A 14,391-nucleotide genomic window follows, 5' to 3' on the forward strand; every position below is an offset into this window, starting at 1 on the left:
GGGCGCTATTCGCCCTTCGTTCCGGCGCCGCTGCCCTTGGGCGTTCCGACCCGCTGTGCGCTGCTCGCGGGCACGGGGCGGACGGCTGCGCCCTGTCGCAGATTGCCGATTCCCTGCGTGATCACGCGCTCGCCGGGTTTCAGCCCGTCGGTCACGACCCAGTTGGCACCGGACGTGCGGTCGGCGACGATCTTGCGCCGCACCGCCTTGTTATCCTTGCCGACGAGATAGACGAAGGCGGAACCGTCGAAATCGCGCTGGACCGCGGCCTGCGGCAGCAGGATCGCCGACGGGTTCACCGCCTGGTCGAACATCGCGGTCACGAACATGCCGGGCAGCAACACGCCCGTGGGATTGGGGAAGCGCGCGCGCAGCGTCACGGTGCCGGTCGCTTCGTTGACCGTGACGTCGGAAAACTGGACCGTCCCGGCAAAACCATAGGTGCTGCCGTCCTCGAGGCGCAGGCGCACCGACGTGCTGCCGGCATCGACCCCGCCGCTTTCGATCGCCTGGCGCAGCGTGGTAAGCTCCGCGCTCGATTGCTGCATGTCGACATACATCGGATCAGTTTGCTGGATCACCGCGAGCGGCGTCGCCTGGCTCGCGCTGACGAGCCCGCCCGGCGTCACGAGCGATCGGCCGATGCGGCCGCTGATCGGCGCGGTGATCGTCGCGAAGCGCAGGTTGATCCGCGCGGTTTCGAGCGCCGCGCTATTCTGCGCGACCGCCGCGCGCGCCATCCGCGCCTCGGCAAGTGCGTCGGTATAATCCTGCTCGGCGACCGCCTGCATCTTGGCGAGTGGTTCGAGGCGGCGGGCGCGCTCTTCGGCCGCCTGCACGCTGGCGCGCGCGCTGGCGAGGTTCGCAGCGGCCTGATCGACCCCGGCCCGATAGAGGCTGGGGTCGATCTGATAGAGCGGCTGGCCCGCGCGGACGAAACCGCCCTCGGTAAACAGGCGGCGGCGGATCAGGCCATTGACCTGCGGTCGCACTTCGCTCGTTTCATAGGCGACCGTGCGTCCGCCGAGCGAGGTGGTGACAGGCACCGGCTGGACCGCGACGCTGACATAGCCGACCTCGGGCGCGCCACGTCCGCCCTTTTCCTCTTCGGCGGAACAGGCGGCAAGACACAAGGCGATGGCACACAGGGCTCCGGCACGAAGCAGCGGCCTCTTGTCCAGCATAGGGATTAATCTCGTTTCAAGTCAGAACGGGGAGGTTTTACGCCTATTCAACCCATTGCCCCGCCGCTGGCAAGCCCAATGGGCGCGTTGCGACAATTTGCGACAATTTTTCGGTTGGCAGCGATCCCGCGCGCCGCGGCCGAAAGTTGTCATACTAATGGGATAGTTGTCATACAATTTTTGCTTGACACGCGCTCGCTGTTTCCCGCATCATTCGTGACACCGGTTACCAGTGCCGGGCAACGAAACCGAAAATGGATGCGCGTTGGCCGGCTCGCAAGGGAATGGCCGTCAGACGCCATCCCCGTGGGAAATCAGGGGCGATCGGGCGACTTGCCCGTTGCCGGGTGGGAGGATGGAAATGGCTATTCAGGCAAGATGGGGTGCGGGAACATTGGCGAAGCTCGCGGGCGGCGCATCGCTGGCCGCGCTGGCAATGGCGCCGGCTTGGGCGCAGGACACCACAGCGTCAGCCCAAGAGGATGCGATCGTCGTCACCGGCATTCGTGCTTCGCTCGAACAGGCGGCCGACATCAAGCGCGAGGCCGATCAGGTGCTCGACGTCATCACCGCAGAAGACGTCGGCAAGCTTCCCGACGCGAACGTCGCCGAAGCGCTGCAACGTGTCACCGGGGTCCAGATTACCCGCGTCTTCGGCGAAGGCCAGTCGGTCTCGGTCCGCGGCCTGCAACAGGTGCGCGTCGAGGTCGACGGCCGCACGTTGCTTGGCTGGTCGGCGCGCCTGTCGCCGCCCGAGAACGACCAGCTCGGCCGCTCGTCGGGCCTCGATTCGGTGCCGTCGAGCCTGTTCGGTCGCCTCGAAGTGCGCAAGTCGCCGCTCGCGAGCCAGGCCGAAGGCGGGCTCGGCGGCACGGTCAATCTCGTCACCCCGAAGCCGCTGTCGTTCAAGGAGCCGACGATTTCGGTGCGCGCGCAGGGCGTCTATTCGGAAAATTCGGACAAGTTCGAACCCGCGATCACGGGCTTCGCGACGACCAAATTCGCCGACGGCCGCATCGGTGTCATGATCGCGGGCGAATATCAGAAGCGCACCTCGACGACGCAGACGTTCGAGCGCAACAATTTCCTCGACCGCAATTACACCGCCGGCGGGACGACCACCGTCCAGCCGACGCCGGTGCTGCTCCAATATGAACAATTCACCGTCGATCGCTCGCGGCTCGGCCTCAACGGCGCGATCCAGTTCGAGGTAACGCCCGAATTCACGATCACCGCCGACGCGCTTTACTCGAAGCTCAAGACCGGGCGCCGTCAGGATTTCTTCGCCTTCCGCCTGCCCACCGGCGCCAATCCGGTGACGGGTGCCGTCGTCGAGGACGGCATGGTCGTCGCGGGCAACGCAAACGGAACGGTCACCACTGCGGGGCAGATCCGCAACGAACCGACCGAAAGCTTCCTCTACGGGCTCAACGGAAAATATGAGAGCGACGGGCTGACGATCGAGGCCGACGGCTATTACAGCAAGGGCACGATCGACCAGACGATCCAGATCATCACCTTGCAGGGGACCGCCGCCGTGCCCGGCGCGTTCGATTTCCGCGACCAGACGATCCCGTCGCTGACGCTCGGCGGGACCTTCGACCCGACCGATTACGCCTCGTACAATCCCGCGAACAACGGCGTACGCAGCAACCGCCTGCGCGGCCTGCTCGAGGAATGGACGGGCAAGCTCGACGTCGGTTACGAGACCGCGGGCGGCGTCACGATCGCGGCGGGGGTGCGCTATACCGACCTCCACGCGCGCTCGAACGCCTTCCGCAGCCAGGTCACGTCGACGCGTGAGGAGATCGAACCCTATCTGAAGCTTGTCGATGCGGGCGATTTCCTGTCCGACATCCCGGGCACCTTCCCGCGCAGCTTTTTGAGCACCGCGCCGACCTTCGACTATGTTTTCACGCGCGCGCAGGCGGCCGAACCCAACCCTGATCCGAACGGGCGTTCGACGTTGCTGCCCAACCTCCAGCGCGACTATGACTTCAGCGAAAAGACGCTCGCGGGATATCTGATGGTGTCGGGAGAGGGCGAGATCGCCGGAATTCCATACAAGGCGAACGCCGGGGTGCGCATCGCCTCAACGCGCCTGTCGGTCGATTCCTATGTCAACGTCGGCGCCGTCAGCACGCTGGTCACCGACAAGAACCGCTATACCAATGTGCTGCCGAGCGCGAACATCGCCTTCAACGTCAGCGACGATTTCCTGATCCGCGTCTCGGGCTCGCAGACGATGCAGCGCGCCTCGATCGCCGATCTTGCGCCATCGACCTTCTTCAACGCAACGAACCTGTCGGTCACCGGCGGCAATGTGAATCTCGAACCGCCGATCGCGACGCAGGCCGACATCAGCTTCGAATATTATACGGGGAAAAGCTCGCTGATCTCGGGCGCGCTTTTCTACAAGGACATCAAGAATTTCATCGCGAACTTCGTGACCACCGGCGTCGACCTCGATCTCGACGACCAGGGCCGCGAATTGACCTTCTCGCGCCCCGAAAATCTTGCGAGTGCGAAAATCAAGGGGTTCGAGATCGGTATCCAGCAGTTCATGGACTTCCTGCCGTCGCCGCTCGACGGTTTCGGTGTGATCGCGAACTACACCTATTCGGATGCCGAGGATAACGCCGGCTTCCCGCTCGTCGCGGTGTCGAAGAACAGCTACAACCTTGTCGGCCTTTACGAGAAAGGCCCCTTCTCGGCGCGCCTCGCCTATAATTACCGCGACGAGGCGGTGTTCGAATTTTCGCAGGGGCGCCCAAGCTTCGTCGGCTCGCGCTCGCAGCTCGACGCGCAGGTCGGGCTCGACATCACGAAGAATATCGCGCTGTCGCTGCAGGCGCAGAATCTGCTGCCGAAGAAATCGGCGACGACCGAGTATAGCAATTTCAACACGACCGCGCTCAACAGCTATGCGCTGTCCGAACGGCGGTTTTCGGTCGGCGTGCGCGCGAAGTTTTAAAACGGGTCCCCGGCATGGCGGCGCCCCGCCTTTCACTGGTCGCGCGCCGCCATGCCAAAGAGCCGCAGGGAGTTATCGGGTTATGATTTCGGGTGATCGGCGTGTGCGCCTTGTTTCGGTTCTGGCGCTGGGCGCGGCGCTGACTTTCCCGCTTCAGGCGCAGCCTGCAAAATTGCCCGAAATTCTCTCGGACGCCGCGACAATGGCGGCGAATCCGCTGCCCGACTTCAGTTATGCGGGCTATGGCTTCGGCCTCGCCGCCATCCCCGCCGACGCGGGAACGATCATCGAGGTCACCGACCATGGTGCGATTCCCGACGACGGGCTCGACGATAGCAAGGCGGTGTTGCGCGCGCTCGCCGCCGCCAATGCGGTGAAGGGCAGGGTAACGCTGCGTTTTCCCAAGGGGCGCACGCAGATCACCGAAGTGCTGCGCATCACGCGCAGCGACATCACTCTCGACGGCGCGGGCGATGGTCCGGGCGGCAGCGAGCTCTGGTTCCCGCGCCCGCTGAAGCTGATCGACAAGAGCCATGATTATGACGAACTGCGCGACTATCTGGTGCGCGAGAAGAAGCAGCAGGTCGAGCCCCAGCATAATATCGACTATCTCTTCACCGAATATACCTGGGCCGGCGGGATGATCTATGTCGCGCCCGAGGGCAGCCGCCCCGTCTCCTACGACGGGACGAAGGATGTGCGCGACCCGGTGCTCGCGGCCGGCGTGTCAGGCAAGCAGTTTACCCGCACGCTGACGGTCGACGATCCATCCAAGCTCAAGGCCGGCGATGTCGTGCAACTCCAGTGGTTCTCGGTCGACGGGCCCAAGAGCCAGATTTTGAAGTCGCTTTACGGTCACACCGATCTTCCGATCGGCTCGCACCACTGGACCTTCCCGGACCGGCCCGTGGTCGCGCAGGCGACGCGCATCGCGGCGATCCGGGGAAAGACGGTGACGCTCGGCGACCCCTTGCTCCACGACGTTCGCGCCGACCAGCCCGCGGTGGTCGCCGACTGGCGGCATTTGACGAACGTCGGCATCCAGAATCTGCGGCTGCAATTTCCCCAGGCGCCGGCGTTCGGCCATCATCTGGAGCAGGGTTACAACGGCATTTACATGACCGGCATCTTCGACGGCTGGATAAGCGGGCTGACGATCGACCGGGCGGACAGCGGCATCCTCACCGACAATGCGGCCAGCCTGACGATTGCCGATATCACGACGACGGGCGACCGCGGCGCGCATTATTCGGTGCATGTCGGCGCGGTGCACAATGTGCTGGTCAAGGATCTGAAGGTCGCGAACCCCGTCGTCCATCCGGTCAGCATCAACACGCGCTCGACACGCTCGGTGTTTCTGCGCTCGGTCGTCGATCGCGACGCGGTGATCGACCAGCACAGCGGGTCGAACCACCAGAATCTGTTCGATCAGGTCGAACTGCACATCGATCCGAAGCAGGGCAAGGACGGCTGGCACTATCAGCTCTGGGTCGGCGGCGGCGCGCCCTATTGGAAGCCGGGGCACGGGCTCTACAACACGCTCTGGAACGCGAGGCTGGTGATGCCCGAAAGCGTGCCTGCCGATGCGACGGTCATGATTTCGAGCGGGCTCGAAGGGCCGGGCGAGCGGATCGTCGGCCTGCACGCCAACCGCAAGATCGCGGTCAGTTACACGCCGGCGCCCTATATCGAGGGCACGGGGCAGGCGGTCGATGCCGCGCCGTCGCTCTACGAATATCAGCTCGCGCGCCGGCGCGCCGGGGGCTAGTCCGCCGGCGGCGCGGTGACCGACTGGCGCTCGACGAAGGTCGAGGCGAGGACATTGCTATCGTCGGCCCCACCCTTGGCGCCCGGCCCCAGGAAATCGGGAACGAGCGTTTGCGCGGCGCGGATACCCATCTCACGGATCGGCCAGCGCACGGTGCTGAGCGCGGGCCAGATATGCGTCGCGGTGGGGCTGTCGTCGAAGCCGATGATCGACAGTTCGCCCGGCACCTTGATGTCCTTGCCGTGCGCGACGCTCATCAGGCCCGCCGCCATCTCGTCGTTCGAGCAGAAGACCGCGGTCGGCGGCGCGGCGAGCGAGAGCAGAGCTTCGCCCGCATCGATGCCGGCGGTGTAGCGGTAATTGCCCGGCGCATAGAGTTCGGCCGGAAGGTCGAGCCCGGCCTCGGCGAGCGCTTCGCGGAACCCCTCTTCGCGCTCGGCGGCCGAGCGGAAGCCGACCGGGCCGCGCACGAAGCCGATGCGGCGATGACCGAGCGCGATCAGTCCGCGCACCGCCTCGGCGACGACCTCGCGGTCGTTCGACGAAATGCAGTGCTTCGCATCGTCGATCCGCGCCGAGCCGATACGGACGTAACGCACGCCGAGGTCCTCGCAGAGCGCGGCCAGATCGTCATTCTCCGAAATCGGCGGCAACAGCATCGCGCCGATCGGGCGCTGTTTCTCGAGGAAGGTGCGCACGTCCTCGAGCATCTTGTCCGACCCGCGATCGACCGGGCGGACGAGCAGCGCAAGGTCGCTGTCCTTGATCGCGTCGAGCACTCCGCGCTGGAAATTGAGCACCGTCTGTGCGTTGGGATTGTCGTGGAGCAAGGCGATCAGGAAGTTGCGCCGAAAGGCCAGCGCGCGTGCCTGCGGATTGGGGACGAAGCCGAGCTGCTCGATCGCCTTTTCGACTGCGGCGCGCGTCTTGTCGGTGAGGAATTCGGAGCGGTTGATCACCCGGCTCACCGTCTTTTTCGAAACCCCCGCAAGCGCCGCGACATCGTTGATCGTCGGCTGTTTGCCCCCCGGCCCCTTATTTTGTGCCGCCATATTCTGTCTTTCCCCTGCAAGCCCCTGGCCAGGCCCGCGCTTTCCTGTGTTGATGGGCGCTCGGACGCGTAAAATCAACGCCCGGCGGGGTGCCAACACCTCTTGACACCGGTTACCATCAAAACTAGCAAGGCGACAAGCCAGAAATATCGAGCGAGGATGCGATCCCATGTTTTCCAAGACCTATTACGCCACCCACCCCGTGATGATGGAGGAAGTGTCGAATGCGGAATTGCGCGATCGCTACCTGATCCAGAATCTGTTCCGTGAAGGGGAGTGCGTCCTCAATTACACCCACGCCGACCGCTTCGTCATCGGCGGCGTCGCGGTGGGCGGCGCACCGGTCAAGCTGCCGGCGCAGACCGAGCCGCCGTCGGCCGCGGGCCACCCGTTCCTCGAGCGCCGCGAACTCGCGATCGTCAACGTCTCGTCGGTGGAGGGCACCGTCACCGTTGACGGCGAGAGCTTCACGCTCGGCAACAAGGATTGCCTCTATGTGACGATGGGCGCGAAGGACGTCGAATTTTCAGGGCAGGGCGCGCGCTATTATCTGGCGTCGTGCCCGGCGCACAAGGCGTTCACGACGCGCAAGCTCGGCATCGCCGACGCCAATGCGCTCGACCGCGGCAGCCTCGCCGAATCGAACGAGCGCACGATCTTCCAGCTCGTCATTCCGGGCGTGTGCGACAGCGCGCAGCTCGTCATGGGGCTGACCGTGCTCAAGGAAGGCAGCGTCTGGAACACAATGCCGCCGCACATCCACGAGCGGCGCAGCGAGATTTATTTCTATTTCGAGCTCGACAATGTCGATACCGACCGCGTCATGCATTTCATGGGCGAGGGCGAGGCGACGCGCCACATCGTCATGCAGAATGAGGAGGCGGTGATCAGCCCGCCCTGGTCGATCCACATGGGCGCGGGCACGAAATCCTATGCGTTCATCTGGGCGATGGCGGGCGAGAATCAGGACTATACCGACATGAACGTCCTCGACATCTGTCAGCTGTCGTAATCCACTTATCGTCACCCCGGACTTGATCCGGGGTCCAGGCGACATGGCGGGAATGGATGCCGGATCAAATCCGGCAGGGCGAAGGGTAAGAGGATGACGATGTTCGATCTCACAGGAAAAGTCGCGCTCGTCACCGGCGCCAACACCGGCATCGGGCAGGGGATCGCGCTCGCGCTCGCCGAAGCGGGGGCCGATGTCGCCGCCGCGGGCCGCTCGCCCGCCGACGAGACCGTTGGCAAGGTGCGCGGGCTCGGCCGCCGGGCCGAGAACTTCGCCGCCGACCTGTCGAGCGTCGGCGCGGTGCAGCCGCTCGTCGATGCGGTGCTCGCCGAATTCGGCCGCATCGACATCCTCGTCAACAATGCCGGCATCATCCGCCGCGCCGACGCGGTCGACTTCACCGAGGAAGACTGGGACGCGGTGATGGACACCAATTTGAAGACGCTCTTCTTCCTGTGTCAGAGCGTCGGGCGCCACATGATCGCGCGCGGCTCGGGCAAGATCATCAACATCGCCTCGATGCTGACCTTCCAGGGCGGCATCCGCGTGCCGAGCTATACCGCGTCGAAATCGGGGGTCGGCGGCCTCACCAAGCTGCTCGCGAACGAATGGGCGGCAAAGGGCGTGCAGGTCAATGCGATCGCGCCCGGCTATATCGCGACGAACAACACCGCCGCGCTGCAATCCGACGAAACGCGCAACCGCCAGATCATGGAGCGCATCCCGGCGGCCCGCTGGGGCGATCCCGCCGACATCGGCGGTGCCGCAGTCTTCCTTGCGTCATCGGCGTCGGACTATGTGCAGGGCCATATCCTCGCCGTCGACGGCGGTTGGCTCGCGCGATAAACAGTCTCAAAGCCGTTCGTGCCGAGCTTGTCGAAGCACCGTTCTGCCTTTTGAGTCCACAAGAAGAACGGCCCTTCGACAAGCTGGGGGCAAAACGGAGTTGGGGATGGCGCAAGGCAAGCTGGTCTTTTTCGGCGAATTGCTGATCCGCCTGACCGCGCCGGGCAACGAACTGCTGATGCAGTCGCCGTCGCTGGCGCTGCACGTCGGCGGGGCCGAAGCGAATGTGGCGATCGGCCTTGCGCATCTGGGCCATGATTGCGCGATGGTCAGCCGGATTCCACCCAATGCTCTGGGTCGCGGAGCAGTGGCGGCGGTGCGCGGCGCAGGCGTCGATTGCACCGCCGTCACCACCGGTGCGGGCCGCATGGGGCTTTATTTCCTCAGCGTCGGTGCCGGGCTGCGGTCGTCCGAAATCGTCTATGACCGTGCCGGATCGAGCTTCGCCGCCACCGGTCCCGAGGATTATGATTTCGACCGCTTGCTCGAGCGTGCCGGCCTGCTCCACCTCTCCGGCATCACCCCCGCGCTCGGGCCGCGCTCGGCCGAGGCGGCGCTCAGCGCGGCGCGCGCGGCGAAACGGCTCGGGGTGCCCATCAGCTTCGACGGCAATTACCGCGCGATGCTGTGGGAGGCATGGGACAGCGACCCGCGCGCCATTCTCTCCGAGCTGATCGGCACCGCCGACATCCTTTTCGGCAACCATCGCGACCTGTCGCTGGTGCTCGGACAGCAGTTCAGCGGCGAGGGCGAGGACCGGCGACGCGAGGCGGCCGAAGCGGGCTTCGCCGCCTTCGCGGGTCTCAAGCTGATCGCCTCGACCGCGCGCCATACGCTTACCGCGGACCATCACCGGATCGCGGCGCGCATCGATCTTCGCGACTCTTGCCACCAGACCGACGAGATCGACGTCACCGGCATCGTGGACCGCATCGGCGCGGGCGACGCCTTTGCCGCCGGGGTGCTCCACGCGCACCTGGCAGGAGGCGATGCCCAGGCGATGGCGGCAAGCGGCCTCGCGCTGACCGCGCTCAAACATTCGCTTCCCGGCGACGCGAGCGGGTTCGGGCAAGCCGATATCGACGCCTTTCACGGCGGCGGGCTCGATGTCCGGCGCTGAGCTGACCCGTCGCGCGATGATGACGGCAAGTGCGGCCGCCATGTTCGCGCCGCCGCTTCTCGCGCGGACCGGCGGCGAGGTTCGCACGTTCAAGGGTATCCGCTATGGCAGGGCGAGGCGTTTCGAAGCGCCCGTCGCGCTGCTCGACAATCGCATCGCGCTGGCCGACTTCGGTCCCGCCTGCCCGCAGCGCGGCGATCGCTATCGGCCGCAGTCCGAAGACTGCCTGTTCCTCAACCTCTGGACGCCGTCGGTCGAGGGCAAGGCGAAATGCCCGGTCATGGTCTATTTCCATGGCGGAGCCTATTCGACCGGCAGCGTCACCGATCCCGTCAACGATGGCGCGGCGCTCGCAGCGCGCGGCGATGTCGTCGTCGTTACGGTCAACCACCGGCTGAACGCGCTCGGCTATCTCTATCTCGCCGGGCTCGATCCGCGTTTTCCCGACAGTGGCAACGCGGGGCAGCTCGACCTGATCGCCGCGCTGCAATGGATTCAGCGGAATATTGCGGCCTTTGGCGGCGATCCGGGCAATGTCACCGTCTTCGGCCAGTCGGGCGGCGGCGCGAAGATCGCGACCTTGATGGCGATGCCCGAAGCCAAGAGCCTGTTCCACAAAGCGATCACGATGAGCGGGCAGCAGGTCACCGCCTCGGGTCCGCTCAACGCGACGAAGCGCGCGCAGGCGTTTCTGGGCCAGCTGGGCAGGGGCGTCGATCCCGCGACCGCGCCGGTCGAGCAGCTGATCGCCGCGCTGGCGGCGACCGATCCGATCCTGGGGGGCAGCGTCTACATGGGCCCCGTGCTCGACATGAAGCACCTGACGCGCCATCCCTTCTGGCCCGACGCCGCGCCGCAATCGCTCGGGATCCCCATGATGCTCGGCAATACGGTGATGGAAACGCGCGCTTTCTATGCACCGGACGGCGAGCAACTCGCGGGTCTCGGCTTCGACAATCTGGCCGCACGCATCGCGCCCGAGATGCGGATCGATATCGAACCCTCATGGGTCGTCGAACGATTCCGCACGCATTATCCGAACGCGGAACCGCTCGAACTCTTCCACCGCATCGTTACCGCCGCGCGTAGCTGGCGCGGACAGGTAGAGGAAGCCGAGGCGCGCGCCCGCGCCGGCGCGCCCGCTTTCGTCTACCAGCTCGATTTCGAGCGTGCGAAGCACACCGACGACATCGGTCTCAGCTTCGGCACGATGCCCGATCCAAGCCCCGCGCAACAGGCGATGAGCGACCGCGTCATGGACGCCTTCGTGCGCTTCGCACGCACCGGCGATCCGGGCTGGCCGGCCTATGATCTCGATAAACGACGGACGATGATCTTCGATACGGGCAGTCGCGTCCAGAGCGATCCCCGCCAATGGGAGCGCGAGCTGTTTGCGCGCGTGCCCTATATCCAGCCGGGCACATAGGACTCCGTCATTGCGAGGCGCCGAAGGCGGCGCGGCAATCCAGCGCCTGCGGTAACCACCCTGGATTGCTTCGCTTCGCTCGCAATGACGACAGCTAGACGATCCCGTGCGACCCTAGCCAGTTCCACAATAGCTCGGGCCAGATCGCGACGGGCAGCCCCGCGGTCTTCATCAGCCCGAAGCCATGCCCGCCGCGCTCGAAGAAATGCGCCTCGACCGGCGTCCCGATGCCGCGGGTCGCCTCGCGCAGCCGCACGCTGTTTTCGACCTTCACGACATCATCGTCCTCGGCGTGGAGCAGCCAGACCGGCGGCTGGTCGGCGCGGACATTGCGTTCGGGCGAGTAGAGCTTTTCGCGCGCCGCGTCGGGGCTCGCGCCGATCAGCTTCTCGCGGCTCATCGCATGCGCGATCGCCGGGGCCATCGACACGACGGGATAGATGGCGGCGAGCGCGTCGGGCCGTCCCGACAGCGCATCGGCCGCATCGACCGGGTCATAGACCTTCGCGTCGAAGCGCGTTAGCAGGCTCGTCGCGACCTGCCCGCCCGCCGAAAATCCGCCAAAGGCGACGCGCGCCGGGTCGATGCCGTCGAGCGCCGCGCGGCTGCGCACCAGCCGCACCGCGCGCTGCGCGTCGGCGAGCGGGACGTCGGACCCGTTCGCCCAGCCGTCGCCGGGCAGGCGATAGAAAAGCACATAGACGGTAACGCCGCGCGCGCTCAGCCAGCGCGCGAGCTCATAGCCTTCCTTGTCGACCACGACATAACGATAACCGCCGCCCGGCGCGAGGATCACGGCCGCGCCATTGGGCTTTGCGGGGCGGAAGATGTCGAGCCGTGGGCGCGTGATGCCTTCGAGCATCCGATCGCTCGCGCGCTCGTCGTCGCTCCGCTGCACGACCCTTTCGACAAGGCCCGCGGGCGGCGCGATATGGCCCTCGGGCCAAAGCGACAGGCTTGCATCGGGCGCGAGGCCGGCCGGGCGGGTCCACGCTTCGCGGGCGGCCGCGCTCGCGAAGGGCAGCGCAAGGCTGGCGGTCAGCAGCGCGCGGCGACCGACGCTCATCGTGCGCCCGCCTTGTTCGGATAGGCGATGATCAGCACCAGCGGCTCGCCGCCCGTCTGGCGGATACCGACCTTCGCGCCCTTGTAGAGCCATGCCGCGGACCCGGTTTTCAATTCGCTTTCCTCGCCGTCCGAATGAACGACGCCCGTGCCCGACAGGACATAATAGATCTCGTCATGGTCGATTGCGTGGATGCCGATCGCGGCGCCGACGTGCAGCGCGCGCTTGCGGAATTCGAAGCTGCGCGGCGCGGGAACCGCATCGCTGATCCGATATGCCGTGGACATGCCGATCGCCCCGTGCGGCGGGGCTTCCTCGCGAATCGTCGCCGCTTCGTCGATCACGACCATTGCCGGGGCGGCGGCGCCTGCGAGCATGATCGCGAGCAGCGCGCTCATTGCGCCTCTCCGCGCGATTCGCGATCGCGCGCCGACAGATGTTCCTGCGGCATCGGCGCGGTCTGGCCGGGGTAGCGGCCCGATTTCGGTTCCATTGTCGCCAGATCCCAATCCTGTTCGACGAAGCGCGCGCGTACTGGCGCTTCGACCTTGGGATAGGCGCTGACTTCCCTTTCATCGTCGATGATGTCGCCGCGCCCTTCGGCGACAAAGAACAGCACGCGAATCTCCTCTGCGTCGCGCGCCCACGGCCGGGCGCCCGCGGTCGACAGCACCGAGGTCTCGACATCGCGCACCGGCAGGATCTTGTAACCATCGACCGGCGCGAGCGGCGCCTTGGCGCGGATCAGTTTCGCCTGCGTCTCGCCATAGCGGCCGAATTCGGGAAGCGCATTGCCGTGGCGATCGACCGCCAGATTGTCCTTGCCATAATAGTCGAGGTCGCCGTCGCCGCCCAGCATCAGGAAGGGCAGGCCTTCGTCGGTGTCGTTGCCGCCGCGCATGACATTGCCGATCGCGGTGATCTCGCCCGTCACATAGTCGTGCCCGACCCATTCGAGGTTCATCAGGTTGTAATGCACCGCGCGATGTTTGGGGTTATAGATCAGGTTGTTGACCATCAACACCTGCGCCCCGCCCTTTACCAGCGGCGCGCGCTCGACATTATGCGCCCAGATATTGCGATAAAAGACGATCCCCGTCGCATTGTCGTGGATCAGCGATCCCTTGCTATGCTCGCCCTTCGGATGGCTCGCATCGGCGAGTCCCTCGGCGGCGAGATTGTTCGAAAAGGTGATATTGTGGCTCGTCCCCTTGCGCCATTCCTCGACATTCTTGCCGGTGAAGCGCGGACCCGACGCCGACATATTCTCGTCGATCGCCCACAGGAAGGTGCAATGGTCGACGATGACATTCTGTGCCGCGACGGTCGAAAAGGCGTCGGCCTCCCAGCCGCTGCGCTTCGGCTGGCCGTCGGCGCCGGTATAGACGCGCAGGTGGCGCATCACCACGTCGTGCGTCTTCACGTCGATGCCGGTGCGGATCAGGGTGATGCCGGGGCCGGGCGCGGTCTGGCCGGCGATCGTCAGATAGGGATGGGTGATGTCGATCGTCCTGCGGCCCATGTCGATCACGCCGCCGACCTCGAACACGACGATGCGCGGCCCCGGCGTCTCGATCGCCGCCTTCAGCGACCCCGGACCATCGGGCGCCAGCGTCGTTACGCGCAGGATCTTGCCGCCGCGCCCACCCGCCGTCGTCGCCGCCGGACCGACCGCGCCGGGGAAGGCCGATGGCGCGGCGTGGGTTGCCAATGCCGGCGTACCCGGCATCGCGAGCGCCAGAAAAAGCGCAGTAATCCAAGGTTTCCGGCGCATATTTCTCTCCCTCTTCTTTGGGTATTGACACGGCTGCCCGTATCCTTCAATCTTCCTGACACCGGTTACCCCAATCGGTCAACGAGAAAATATTTCCAAGGGAGAGGGTCTGATCCGGTTCGCCACACTGGTTGGCGTCCGCCATCGCTCTCTGAAAAAATCAAAGGAT

11 protein-coding genes are annotated in these 14,391 nt (G+C 65.5%); 6 read left to right on the forward strand and 5 right to left on the reverse strand.

The features are described from left to right. Nucleotides 1–5 precede the first annotated feature (5 nt). Nucleotides 6–1,184 (reverse strand): efflux RND transporter periplasmic adaptor subunit, encoded by a 1,179-nt coding sequence (locus tag HDC29_RS12130; RefSeq protein WP_179497882.1) that lies wholly within the window; start codon nt 1,182–1,184, stop codon nt 6–8. Nucleotides 1,185–1,545: 361 nt separating this feature from the next. Here HDC29_RS12130 and HDC29_RS12135 point away from each other — a divergent pair, with 361 nt between their 5' ends. Together HDC29_RS12135 and HDC29_RS12140 are read left to right on the forward strand one after the other, a co-directional pair. Beyond that, nucleotides 1,546–4,158 (forward strand): TonB-dependent receptor, encoded by a 2,613-nt coding sequence (locus tag HDC29_RS12135; RefSeq protein WP_179497884.1) that lies wholly within the window; start codon nt 1,546–1,548, stop codon nt 4,156–4,158. 82 nt (nt 4,159–4,240) lie between these two features. Then, nucleotides 4,241–5,926: a hypothetical protein gene (locus HDC29_RS12140; RefSeq protein WP_179497886.1), complete on the forward strand. Its 1,686-nt coding sequence runs from the start codon at nt 4,241–4,243 to the stop codon at nt 5,924–5,926. Here HDC29_RS12140 and HDC29_RS12145 read toward each other — a convergent pair. After that, entirely contained in the window at nt 5,923–6,978 is a 1,056-nt protein-coding gene (locus tag HDC29_RS12145; RefSeq protein ID WP_179497888.1) for a LacI family DNA-binding transcriptional regulator, read from the reverse strand. The two genes, HDC29_RS12140 and HDC29_RS12145, sit on opposite strands and share 4 nt — an antisense overlap. A gap of 169 nt (nt 6,979–7,147) precedes the next feature. Between HDC29_RS12145 and kduI the strand changes: the two genes are divergently transcribed. The 4 genes from kduI to HDC29_RS12165 all read left to right on the forward strand — a co-directional run bounded on the left by kduI (nt 7,148) and on the right by HDC29_RS12165 (nt 11,382). Further along, nucleotides 7,148–7,990, forward strand: coding sequence for a 5-dehydro-4-deoxy-D-glucuronate isomerase (gene kduI / locus HDC29_RS12150; protein ID WP_179497890.1), 843 nt, complete (start codon nt 7,148–7,150; stop codon nt 7,988–7,990). 93 nt (nt 7,991–8,083) lie between these two features. Beyond that, nucleotides 8,084–8,836: a 2-dehydro-3-deoxy-D-gluconate 5-dehydrogenase KduD gene (gene kduD / locus HDC29_RS12155; protein WP_179497893.1), complete on the forward strand. Its 753-nt coding sequence runs from the start codon at nt 8,084–8,086 to the stop codon at nt 8,834–8,836. Between the two features lie 106 nt (nt 8,837–8,942). Continuing rightward, entirely contained in the window at nt 8,943–9,956 is a 1,014-nt protein-coding gene (locus HDC29_RS12160; protein WP_179497895.1) for a sugar kinase, read from the forward strand. Continuing rightward, nucleotides 9,943–11,382 (forward strand): carboxylesterase/lipase family protein, encoded by a 1,440-nt coding sequence (locus tag HDC29_RS12165; RefSeq protein ID WP_179497897.1) that lies wholly within the window; start codon nt 9,943–9,945, stop codon nt 11,380–11,382. The genes HDC29_RS12160 and HDC29_RS12165 overlap by 14 nt, the downstream gene beginning before the upstream one ends. Before the next feature lie 94 nt (nt 11,383–11,476). On the opposite strand, the gene HDC29_RS12170 is transcribed toward HDC29_RS12165, so the two are convergent. The 3 genes from HDC29_RS12170 to HDC29_RS12180 are packed head-to-tail and all read right to left on the reverse strand — an operon-like array spanning nt 11,477 to nt 14,222. Further along, nucleotides 11,477–12,448, reverse strand: a complete 972-nt coding sequence (locus tag HDC29_RS12170; protein WP_179497899.1) for an alpha/beta hydrolase — start codon at nt 12,446–12,448, stop codon at nt 11,477–11,479. After that, nucleotides 12,445–12,846, reverse strand: a complete 402-nt coding sequence (locus HDC29_RS12175; protein ID WP_179497901.1) for a cupin domain-containing protein — start codon at nt 12,844–12,846, stop codon at nt 12,445–12,447. The genes HDC29_RS12170 and HDC29_RS12175 overlap by 4 nt, the downstream gene beginning before the upstream one ends. Further along, nucleotides 12,843–14,222: a pectate lyase gene (locus tag HDC29_RS12180; protein ID WP_179497902.1), complete on the reverse strand. Its 1,380-nt coding sequence runs from the start codon at nt 14,220–14,222 to the stop codon at nt 12,843–12,845. The genes HDC29_RS12175 and HDC29_RS12180 overlap by 4 nt, the downstream gene beginning before the upstream one ends. Nucleotides 14,223–14,391 lie beyond the last annotated feature (169 nt).

The organism is Sphingopyxis sp. JAI108, from assembly GCF_013410105.1.
Lineage (GTDB): Bacteria > Pseudomonadota > Alphaproteobacteria > Sphingomonadales > Sphingomonadaceae > Sphingopyxis > Sphingopyxis chilensis.

What these genes read in the sequence shown, in the direction of transcription:
- HDC29_RS12130 (WP_179497882.1), bottom strand. Translation starts at nt 1,184, where the DNA reads ATGCTGGACAAGAGGCCGCTGCTTCGTGCCGGAGCCCTGTGTGCCATC.
- HDC29_RS12135 (WP_179497884.1), top strand. Translation starts at nt 1,546, where the DNA reads ATGGCTATTCAGGCAAGATGGGGTGCGGGAACATTGGCGAAGCTCGCG.
- HDC29_RS12140 (WP_179497886.1), top strand. Translation starts at nt 4,241, where the DNA reads ATGATTTCGGGTGATCGGCGTGTGCGCCTTGTTTCGGTTCTGGCGCTG.
- HDC29_RS12145 (WP_179497888.1), bottom strand. Translation starts at nt 6,978, where the DNA reads ATGGCGGCACAAAATAAGGGGCCGGGGGGCAAACAGCCGACGATCAAC.
- kduI (WP_179497890.1), top strand. Translation starts at nt 7,148, where the DNA reads ATGTTTTCCAAGACCTATTACGCCACCCACCCCGTGATGATGGAGGAA.
- kduD (WP_179497893.1), top strand. Translation starts at nt 8,084, where the DNA reads ATGACGATGTTCGATCTCACAGGAAAAGTCGCGCTCGTCACCGGCGCC.
- HDC29_RS12160 (WP_179497895.1), top strand. Translation starts at nt 8,943, where the DNA reads ATGGCGCAAGGCAAGCTGGTCTTTTTCGGCGAATTGCTGATCCGCCTG.
- HDC29_RS12165 (WP_179497897.1), top strand. Translation starts at nt 9,943, where the DNA reads ATGTCCGGCGCTGAGCTGACCCGTCGCGCGATGATGACGGCAAGTGCG.
- HDC29_RS12170 (WP_179497899.1), bottom strand. Translation starts at nt 12,448, where the DNA reads ATGAGCGTCGGTCGCCGCGCGCTGCTGACCGCCAGCCTTGCGCTGCCC.
- HDC29_RS12175 (WP_179497901.1), bottom strand. Translation starts at nt 12,846, where the DNA reads ATGAGCGCGCTGCTCGCGATCATGCTCGCAGGCGCCGCCGCCCCGGCA.
- HDC29_RS12180 (WP_179497902.1), bottom strand. Translation starts at nt 14,222, where the DNA reads ATGCGCCGGAAACCTTGGATTACTGCGCTTTTTCTGGCGCTCGCGATG.